Below are 9189 nucleotides of genomic sequence, written 5' to 3'. Positions count from 1 at the left end.
ATCTCTGGGAGACGATCCACAAAGCCTTCACGCGCTTCTCGCCCGAGGAGTGCCGCAACTACTTCACCGCGGCCGGCTACGAGGATGATGCTTATGCTTCAAGCTGATCGGGACCCGCTCTAGGCCAGCCGCGAACAAGAGTGTTCCTGGGAAAATCCTGACTTGTCCGAGCGATGGCAGCGCCGTCCAATCCGACTTGCTCAAGGCCCTTGGCCTGGAAGACCGCATTCGGAGGATTTCGCGTGGCGGCAAGTCTCGGCTCTTCATTCCTTGTCGAGAGCGCGCCGGAGGCCCTGCCCGCGCTCCTCGACGTTGCCCGGATCCCGCGCTACACCGAGCAGGCGTGGACGGGCCTGAAACCGACGCTCGAGGGTCTGATCCGCAGGACAGGCGCCAGGAGGGTGCTGGAGATCGGCAGCGGCCGACATCCGTTCTTCTCTCCCGAGGAAGCCGAACGGCTCGGATTCGGCCTCGTCGTCAACGATATCGACGCGGAGGAGCTGAGCCACGCGCCGGGCGCCTTCGAGCGGATGATCTTCGACATCGCGCAGGACATCGATCCCCAGGCCATTGCCGCCGGCGGTATCGACCTGATCTTCTCCCGGATGGTGTTCGAGCACGTGAAGGATGCGCGCAAGGCGTGGTCGAACGTCCACGCGCTGCTCGCGCCCGGCGGGATCGGCTTCGCCTTCGTGCCGACGCTGTGGTCGCCGCCCTTCATCGCCAACCTGCTGATGCCCGACGCCCTGACCGCCCCGCTCGTGCGGATGCTCGACGGCACCCGCAACGATGCCGAGATCCCGAAATTCCCGGCCTATTACCGCGCCTGCCGGGCCAGCGAGGCGAGCTTGCGCCCCTTCCTCACGGGGCTCGGCTTCCGCGAGGTCAGCGTCGTGCCCTTCTTCGGCACGCCCTACCTGCCGCGGATACCGGTGCTCCGGCACCTCGCCCGCGCCCTCGATTCCGTGGCCGAGCGGCGGGACTGGCGGGCGCTGGCGAGCTACGCCTACATTGTCGCGCGCAAGTGAGCCGGCCTCACCGATAGACCCGGACGTGGTCGATCCAGAGGTCGTAGGAGCCCGAGGGCGGGACGGCGATCGGCCAGTCGTGGCTCATCGCCAGGGTCAGGATCATGAAGAACGGAGACACCCGCTCCTTGCGGTAGAGCGGCGCGCGGAACTGCTCCTTCCCGTCGAAATAGGCGATGACCTCGTCTTCGGTGATGTCCACCCCGTAATCGTGGAAGCCGAGCGTGAGGTCCGGCAGGCCGGTGATGTTCCTCAGCGCCTTTCGGTAGCCCTTTCCCTGCGCGGAGGGCGGGGGCCAATCGTGCACGGTGGCGACGTAGGATTGCGTCGCGTGGCCGTATCCCTCGATGGCATCGATCTCGACGGCGCCGTCGGTGCCGCTCGCCCGGATGCCGTGCCGGTCGAGGAGCCAGAAGGACGACCAGCAGCCCGGCCCGGCGGGCAGCATCATCCGCGCCTCGAAATAGCCCGTGCGGAAGGCGGCCGGTGCCGTGCCGTCCGGGAAGCCGGTTGATATCTGTCCGGTCACCCATTGCCGCTTCCAGCCGGCGGGGTCCTCCATGCCGGGCCGGTACTGCGCCCGTAGCCGCAGAAAGCCGCCCCGCGTCGTGTAGTTTCCGCCCACCTCGGTCTTCGCGAAGACGGCCGCACCGAATTCCTGCCCGTCGGGCTTCGGCCCGAGATGCCACTCGGCCGGCGACAGCGTCTCGAACGGCTCGCTCCAGACGAGGCTGCGCCCATGCGCCGGATGACCGGGCGGCGGCGGCGCGGCGGCCGGGGGGCGCCCGCCCTCCACGAAGACGATGACCCGCAGGTTCACGGCGATCCGGTAGGCGTGATTGTCGGGCTCGGTGTCCCAGCCGAACACGTCGATCACCAGGGGGCCGGTCTCCGCACCCGACAGGTCGACCTGCGTCGAGAATCGGCCGTCGGCCGCGACCCGCGTCACGTGCCAGCGCCCGCCCACCACCACGGCGACGGTCTTCAAGCCCTTGGCGAGCCCGGCGACGGGAACCGGGGCGGCCGGTACCGCCATCGCCGCATCGGCAATCGCGACGGTCGCGGGCTGCGGGCCGGTGAGCTGGTTGTGGGTCGAGGCGCCGCTCGGGCCGGGGGTGGTGAGCTGGAGGCCGAACGGCGCCTGCGCCAGGGCGGAATCCTCCGCGCGCGCCGGCGTCGCGAGAAGAATCAGGGCGATCAACGCCCCCGACCGAAGCGGCCGGATCCTGCATCGTGGCGTCATCGGACTCGTCCCCTCGCGACCGTCATGCCGGCGCGGAGAGCGGCGGCGGAACCTCGGCGCGGCGCGGGGCCGGCGCGGTGATGGTGGGGCCGGGCGCGGCGGCGAGCGCGGCGCAGACGAAGAAGGTGAGCCCGAGGTCGATCGTCGTGCTGGCGAGGCAGCCCGCGATGAGCAGGGCGATGCAGGACGAGGCCGCCGCCTCGCGCGCCGCCCGTGAGGCGGGGTCCGGCTCGCGCAGGGGCGTGGTCAGCGCCGTGGCGACGAAGGCGGCGTAGGTCACCGCACCGGCGAGGCCGATATTGGCCAGGACCGCGATGACGACGTTCGAGGCCCGCGCGCTGCCGATGCCGACACCGAGTCCGTAGGAATCCACGAAATTGACCAGCGCCTGGCTGTTCCAGCTGCTGCGCTCCAGCGCGGAGGCCGTGCTGCCCTTGCGCAGCACGAGCTTGTCGATCGCGTCGGCGACGAAGTCCGCGCTCGGGCCGTGGAGAGCGATTCCGCAGCCGATTACGGCGAGGACGATGGGCGTGACGACGAGGAAGGCGAGCCGCGTCGGCGTCACCGCGCCGAGGAAAAGGGTCACGAGGCTCGCGACGTAGACGACGGCGAGGTAGAGCGCCGCGCCGCCATAGGCGGTGGTCGAGGTCGAGGCGACGAGGGCGCCGAAGAGCAGGAGCGCCAGCGGCCCGACGATCCGCGAGGGATATTCCTCGAGCCATAGGTTCAGCACGAAGGCGAACAGGCAGAGCGTGGCGCCCGCGAAGGCCGAGGCTTCGGGGAAGGATCCCACGATCCGCTTCAGTCCGATCACCTCGGCGGTGTCGAGCATCCGGTAGGGAGCGTTGCGCAGGAAGGCGAGGAGGTCGGCGGTGCCGGTGAAGTAGGTGAGGTAATCGAGCCCGGCGAAGGCGAGGTCGGCAATTGCGCAGGCGATGAGTCCCTGCGTGACGAGCCGCTTGCCCCGCTCGTCGCTGGCGAAGGCGCAGATCAGGCAATAGGCCGCGAGGTCGGCCACGAAATAGGTGGTCTGGGTGATGTTGCCGCTCACCGGGGCGAGGGGCATCAGCAGGAGGCCGGTGCCGTAATCGGTGCGCGCGAAGGTGAAGACGTAGGTCGCGCCCGCGAAGAGCCGGGGAATGAAGATCGCCGCGACGACCCCGTAGATCACCGTCAGCAGCAGCCAGAATCCGGGGCGCGGCCAGGCGAGGGAGGCGATCACCTGCGCCCGCCAGCGCGGCGCCAGGGCGAGCAGGCCGAGGAAGCCGAGCATCACATGGGACGGCGGCAGGTTGGCGCCGCCGAGCACCGTGAGGATGGAGGCGGCCGAGGCGCCGAGCAGGGTCGAGAACAGGAAGAGCGGGATCGCCACGCGCCGCCCGGCGACGAGGCCGAGGCAGCCTGCGAGCAGGGTCGCGAGGCCGATCCACTCGAAGGTCATCGGCCGCGCCTCACGCCGCCGAGGCGGAGAGCGGAGGCGGCACGATACGGATGCGGGGCTCATGCTGCGACGGCTGGACCGCCGCGGCGGCCGGAACGTCGCGCTCCAGCGCATAGGCGGTGAAGGCGTCCGAATAAGCCTCGACCGGCCGCTTGACGACGAAGTCGCCCTCGTCGGACCTGTCGAGATAGCCGCGCACCAGCGTCGCGCCGATCCGGCGATTGTTCGGCAGGGCATAGGCCCGGAAGCCCGCCGCCCGGAAGCGGTCGAGGTAGGCGCCCGACCTCGGTCCCATCTCGACGGCGATGGTGTGGAGGCACGGGAAGCGATCGAGATGGGCGAGGAGGTCCGCGAGCGCCGCGCCCTCCGACCCGTCGATGTCGATCTTGATCAGCCCGACCTTCTCCGGCTCCTCGATCAGGGTGGAGAGCGGTATGCCGCGCACGGTCCGCGCCGCCGGCTCCCGGGCGAGTCTGACGCGCCCGCTGCCGATGTCGCGCGCGCCGCCCTCCACGATCTCGATCAGGGAGGGTTCGCCGGTCGCCGCCGCGTTGATCGCCACGACGTTGTCGATGGCGTTACGCCGGAGATTGGCGCAGAGCGTGAGGTAGGTGGAGGGTGACGCCTCGACGGCGATGACGCTGCCCGGCCCCACGAGGTGGGCCGAGAGCAGGCTCGCATAGCCGATATCGGCTCCGACATCGACGACGTGATCGCCGGACCGGATGCGCTGCGCGAGGTAATGGCTCAGGTTCGGCTCGTGGATCCCGAAGTAATAGATCCGCCGCTGGATGACGTCGCGGGTGTCGCACAGCACCTGCGCGCCGAAATAGGTCTGCCCGAGCCGCAGGGGTTGCGCGAGGCCGCCGATGCGCATGGCGACGCGGGCGAGCGCGTCGACGCCGTCGATGAGCCGGTCGAACCACATCGGTTGCCTCCTGTCTCCGTGGGACGGATCGTTCAGGCGCCGGCCGGGACGAATGCGGGGATGCGCGCCGGCTCGGCGGCGGGCAGCGGCACCGGGCCGCCCGCGCGGGCAAGCCCCTCGCGCGGGACGCAGGCGCCGAGGAAGGCGCGCATCCGGCTCTCGAAGATCCCGGCGGAGAAGGCCTCCGCATGGCGGCGGATGGTCATGGGGTCGAAGCGCATCGCGCTGAGGCGGCGCTCGGCCGCGATGATCGCCTCGACGCTCTGCTCGTGGAAGAACAGGCCGGTCACGCCGTCGACGACGGTCTCCAGCGCGCCGCCCCGCCCGAAGGCCATGACCGGGCGTCCGCTCGCCATGGCCTCGACGGGCACGATCCCGAAATCCTCCTCACCGGGGAAGACCAGCGCGCGGCAGCCGGAATAGAGGGCGCGCAGGTTGGCGAAGGGCTGCGGCCCCAGCACCGTGACGGTCGGACCCGCCATCCTGCGGATCGCGCCGAGCATCTCGCCCCCTCCCGACACGATCAGGCGGCGGCCCAGCGCGTTGTAGGCGGCGACCGCGAGGTCGGGCCGCTTGTAGCCGACAAGTTCCCCCGCCATCAGGTCGTAGCCGCCGTCCTGCCCCTCGGGCGCGACGATGAAATCGTCGACGCTGACGGGCGGCGGGATCACCTCGGCCTCGCGCCGGTAATAGCGGGCGATCCGGTCGGCGACGTTCCGGGAATTGGCGATGAAATGGTCGACCCGCTGGGCCGACAGCGCGTCCCAGCTGCGGATGTAATGCGCGGCCGGGAGCATCAGCGCCCGCTTCACGGGGCCCGCCTCGTGGCGGTACTCGTGGAACATGTTCCAGACGTACCGCATCGGGGAATGGCAGTAGCAGACGTGCATGGCACCCGGCGGGGGGACGATGCCCTTGGCCGGACCCGATTCGCTGCTGATGATCAGGTCGTAGCCGCGCAGGTCGAGCTGCTCCAGGGCCATCGGCATCAGCGGCAAATAGTTCTTGTAGAGCTTGGCCGCGAAGGGGAGCCGCCCGATGAAGCTCTGCGTGACGGTGTGCCTGCGGATCGTCTCGCTCACGGCCTCGGGCCGGTAGACATGCGTGAACAGGTCGGCCTGCGGAAACATCCGGCACAGGGCCTCGATGACCTTTTCACCGCCGCGCATCCCGACGAACCAGTAATGGATGATCGCGACACGCATCGGTCCGATTCTCCCGCGCTGGAACGGCCTGGAGCGCGCGTGATTCATTGAAGAAAGACGCACTTCGTATTCCGTTCACCGTGATGCTAGATTTCGATTGCGACGCATCATCTGCTGTTGAGCGCCGGGGCGGGTCAGTTTTTTCCTGACGCGTTGGGGCAATCCGCTACTTTGCCCGCCGGCGGCGGCGCGCAACTGTTCCCCGGGACGGCGCCGGTTCGGGGGTTGCGATGTTTCGATCCGACATGGTCGTGCCCGACATCGTGTCCTGCGATGTCTTCGACACACTCCTGCACCGGGACGGACGCTCCGAGGCGAGCCGCCAGCGCGCGGTGGCGCGGCTGGCGGTGCGGCGCCTCGCGGCCGAGCGGGGCGTGGTCGTGCCGGCCGAGACGGTGCGGCGGGCCCGGGCCGAGGCGCAGCGTTACGCCTACCGCGCCCTGGACATGCTGCACCCGAGCGGGGAGGTCCGGTTCGCGGACCTGATCGCGGCCACGGCCGAGCGCCTCGCCCTCGGCCCGGTCGAGGCGACGATCCTCGCTGAGAGCGAGATTGCCGTGGAACGGGCGCAACTCGCGCCGAACCGGCCGCTCCTGGCCTGGCTCGCGGCGCGGGCGCGGGACGGGCGCCGGATCGTGGCCGTGAGCGACACGTGGCACGACGCCGCCACCATCCGCGCCCTGCTCGACGCCCTGGCCCCTGGGCATCCGGTGGCGAGGGTTTACACGAGCGCCGATCACGACGCGACGAAGCGCTCCGCCGCCCTGTTCGCTCACGTGCTTCAGGCCGAGGGCGCGCGGCCGGACCGGATCCTCCATATCGGCGACGATGCGGTGGCGGACCTCACCATGGCGCGCGTCGCCGGTCTGCGCTGCGCCCCCGTGCAACGCCCCCGGACCCTGCGGATACGGCGCAAGCTCGACGCGGTGCTCGCCCGCCTGCGCCCCGCGGCCCTTAGCGTCCGGGAGCTTGCCGGCGATGCGGCCTGAGCCGGTGCCGCGCGAGGGCGCGGCGGATCCCGTCCATGCCTTCGGCTACGGGACGCTCGGGCCGATCCTTGCGGAGTTCGCGCAACGCCTCTGGCTGTTCCAGCGCCTCGTCCCCCGGCCGGAGGAGGCGACGCTGCTGTTCTGCGCCCGGGGCGGCCTTCGCTTGCAAGCGATCTACGAGCGCTTCATTCTCCGCACCGGCCTCGCGCCGACGATCCCCTTCGACAGCCTGATGGTGTCGCGCCTGATCGCGGCGCGCATGGCGGCGACGAACCCGACCGACGCGCTCCTCGATGAGCTCGGCCGCGAGTTCCGCGACCGTCCGATGGCGGAGGTCGCCGCCTGCCTCGCGCAGCGCGACGATCTCGACCTCCCCCCGCCCTGGTACGATGTCTACCGGCCGGAGACCTTCCGTGCCCTCGCGGCCGGGGCAAGGGACCTGCGGGCGGCGATCGCGGTCCAGAACGACCTGTTCCGCGCCCATCTCGACGCCCGCACCGCAGGGCGGCCCACCGTGATCCTGTGCGATACGGGCCTCTACGGCAGCACGGTGCGGCTCCTGCGCGAGGCGATGCCGGAGCGGCGCTGGCTAAGCGTGCAATTCGCCCGCAGCAACTACAAGGGCTTCGCGGCGCCGCATTTCGACGTGACCGTCGGGCTGAGCGTCGAGCGCGACCTCTACGCCCCGTGGGACCTGCGCAGCTGCGTCCTGCGCTTCTGGCACCTCGTCGAATCCGTGCTGGAGCCGGAGCTGCCGAGCGCCCGCGCCTTCGCCGTGCCGCCGGGGGGAACCGAACCCCTCGCCAACACCGAGGTGCCCGGCTGGCGCGAGCGGGTCCTGCCGGCCGGGCCGTGCCTGTTCAGCGGCGCGCTCGCCTATGTCGATCACCTGACGCCCGAAAGCCTGCGCGGGCTCGACGGCGAGGCGGTCCGGGGATGGCGCCGGCTGCGGCGGACGCTGATCCGGCCGCGCCCGTCCGACCTGCCGCTCCTCACCCTGGGGGATCGCTCGCGGGATTTCGGGCGACGGGAGCAGGTCGCGCAGTTCGCCGAGCGGCGCAGCGCGCCCGCGCGGATCCGCGCCAGCCTGTGGCGCGAGGGTGCGCTCATCCGGGAGCATCCCCGCCTCGGCGCCGCGACCCTGCCGATGCTCGAGGCGCTTCACGTCCTGAGGGCGATCCGGGACGGCCTGGGCGGACCCGACAGACGTGGAAGGGCGACGGCGTGATGAGGATCCTGCACCTCGCCAACCATTGCCACGAGATCGGCAACGGCATCATGAACGTCGCCGTCGATCTCGCCTGCTGCCAGGCGGATGCGGGCCATACGGTTGCCTTCGCCAGCGCCGGGGGCTCGTACGTGACGCTGATCGAGGCGCACGGCGTGGAGCACCGGCATCTCGAACAGCATTGGCGCCGCCCCCTGCGCCTGCCCGCCGCGCTGCTCGGCCTGCGCGCGCTCCTGCGTGAATTCCGGCCGGACGTGGTGCACCCGCACATGATGACGGGGGCGCTTCTCACGGCGGCCCTGCGGGGCACCGGCCCCTTTGCGCTCGTCACCACCGTTCACAACGAGTGGCAGCGCAGCGCCATCGCCATGGGCGTCGGGGACCGCGTCATCGCGGTGAGCGAGGCCGTCGCCGCGCGCATGGCCGAGCGCGGCATCCCCCGGCGCCGCATCGACGTGGTGCGCAACGGCGCCCTGAGGTCGCCCCGTCGCCCCGGCCGCGCCAGGACGGCCGTCACCCTCGGCTCGCCGGCGATCCTGACCGTGGCCGGCCTCTACGCCCGCAAGGGGATCGGCGAGCTGATCGCGGCCTTCGACCGGGTCGCCGCGCATGACCCGCACGTGACGCTCACCATCGTCGGCGACGGCCCCGACCGGGCCCGGTTCGCGGCGCAGGCGCAGGCGAGCCCGCATGCCGGGCGCATCCGCCTGACAGGCTTCATCGCCGACCCGAGGCCGTATTTCCTGGCGGCGGACATCTTCGTCCTCGCCTCCCGCAACGAGCCCTTCGGCCTCGTCCTGGCCGAGGCGCGGGAGGCCGGCTGCGCCTGTATCGGCACCTGCGTCGGCGGCATCCCGGAGGTGCTCGAAGGGGGTGAGGCCGGCTTGCTCGTGCCGCCGGACGATCCGGTCGCCCTCGCGGAAGCCCTGTTCGCGCTCCTCGGCAACCGCGAGACCCTCGAAACCTGGCAGCGGGCGGCGCGGCGCGGCCTCGGCTGGCTCGACGTCGCGCGGTCCTCCGGGCAAGTCGTCCAGGTCTACCAGCGCGCCGTCGCGGAGCGCACCCGCGGGAACCGGTCCCTCGCGTTCGTGCCCCCGATGCCCACCGACGCGAAGGGGGAATAGCGC

The 9189-nt window shown here is 71.1% G+C and carries 8 protein-coding genes and 1 pseudogene; 5 read left to right on the top strand and 4 right to left on the bottom strand.

Annotated features, from left to right (window positions below; translation table 11 throughout):
* A pseudogene (locus tag ACS5Q7_RS18970) lies at positions 1-107 on the top strand (IS630 family transposase); the annotation flags it as partial.
* Positions 108-242: 135 nt separating this feature from the next.
* Positions 243-1028: a class I SAM-dependent methyltransferase gene (locus ACS5Q7_RS18965; RefSeq protein WP_478340814.1), complete on the top strand. Its 786-nt coding sequence runs from the start codon at positions 243-245 to the stop codon at positions 1026-1028.
* A gap of 7 nt (positions 1029-1035) precedes the next feature.
* Here the strand turns inward: ACS5Q7_RS18965 and ACS5Q7_RS18960 are convergent, their stop codons facing one another.
* From ACS5Q7_RS18960 to ACS5Q7_RS18945, 4 genes are all read right to left on the bottom strand, one after another.
* Positions 1036-2229, bottom strand: coding sequence for a glycoside hydrolase family 16 protein (locus ACS5Q7_RS18960; RefSeq protein WP_478340813.1), 1194 nt, complete (start codon positions 2227-2229; stop codon positions 1036-1038).
* A gap of 64 nt (positions 2230-2293) precedes the next feature.
* Complete coding sequence (locus tag ACS5Q7_RS18955; protein ID WP_478340812.1) at positions 2294-3712, bottom strand: hypothetical protein; 1419 nt, start codon at positions 3710-3712, stop codon at positions 2294-2296.
* 10 nt (positions 3713-3722) lie between these two features.
* Positions 3723-4640 carry an FkbM family methyltransferase gene (locus ACS5Q7_RS18950; RefSeq protein WP_478340811.1) on the bottom strand — a complete coding sequence of 306 codons (918 nt, stop codon included), beginning with the start codon at positions 4638-4640 and terminating at the stop codon, positions 3723-3725.
* A gap of 32 nt (positions 4641-4672) precedes the next feature.
* On the bottom strand, positions 4673-5845 hold the full coding sequence (locus ACS5Q7_RS18945; RefSeq protein WP_478340810.1) for a glycosyltransferase: 1173 nt from the start codon (positions 5843-5845) through the stop codon (positions 4673-4675).
* A 230-nt stretch (positions 5846-6075) separates the two neighbouring features.
* On the opposite strand from ACS5Q7_RS18945, the gene ACS5Q7_RS18940 reads away from it, so the two are divergent.
* The 3 genes from ACS5Q7_RS18940 to ACS5Q7_RS18930 are packed head-to-tail and all read left to right on the top strand — an operon-like array spanning position 6076 to position 9186.
* Positions 6076-6834, top strand: a complete 759-nt coding sequence (locus tag ACS5Q7_RS18940; RefSeq protein ID WP_478340809.1) for an HAD family hydrolase — start codon at positions 6076-6078, stop codon at positions 6832-6834.
* On the top strand, positions 6824-8062 hold the full coding sequence (locus tag ACS5Q7_RS18935; protein ID WP_478340808.1) for a glycosyltransferase: 1239 nt from the start codon (positions 6824-6826) through the stop codon (positions 8060-8062). The genes ACS5Q7_RS18940 and ACS5Q7_RS18935 overlap by 11 nt, the downstream gene beginning before the upstream one ends.
* Entirely contained in the window at positions 8062-9186 is a 1125-nt protein-coding gene (locus ACS5Q7_RS18930) for a glycosyltransferase family 4 protein (protein WP_478340807.1), read from the top strand. Before ACS5Q7_RS18935 ends, ACS5Q7_RS18930 begins: the two co-directional genes overlap by 1 nt.
* The last annotated feature ends 3 nt before the right edge of the window (positions 9187-9189 follow it).

This window comes from Methylobacterium sp. Gmos3 (assembly GCF_056430985.1).
This window is presented reverse-complemented; position numbering and strand designations above follow the sequence as displayed.

What these genes read in the sequence shown, in the direction of transcription:
- ACS5Q7_RS18955 (WP_478340812.1), bottom strand. Translation starts at nt 3,712, where the DNA reads ATGACCTTCGAGTGGATCGGCCTCGCGACCCTGCTCGCAGGCTGCCTC.
- ACS5Q7_RS18950 (WP_478340811.1), bottom strand. Translation starts at nt 4,640, where the DNA reads ATGTGGTTCGACCGGCTCATCGACGGCGTCGACGCGCTCGCCCGCGTC.
- ACS5Q7_RS18945 (WP_478340810.1), bottom strand. Translation starts at nt 5,845, where the DNA reads ATGCGTGTCGCGATCATCCATTACTGGTTCGTCGGGATGCGCGGCGGT.
- ACS5Q7_RS18940 (WP_478340809.1), top strand. Translation starts at nt 6,076, where the DNA reads ATGTTTCGATCCGACATGGTCGTGCCCGACATCGTGTCCTGCGATGTC.
- ACS5Q7_RS18935 (WP_478340808.1), top strand. Translation starts at nt 6,824, where the DNA reads ATGCGGCCTGAGCCGGTGCCGCGCGAGGGCGCGGCGGATCCCGTCCAT.
- ACS5Q7_RS18930 (WP_478340807.1), top strand. Translation starts at nt 8,062, where the DNA reads ATGAGGATCCTGCACCTCGCCAACCATTGCCACGAGATCGGCAACGGC.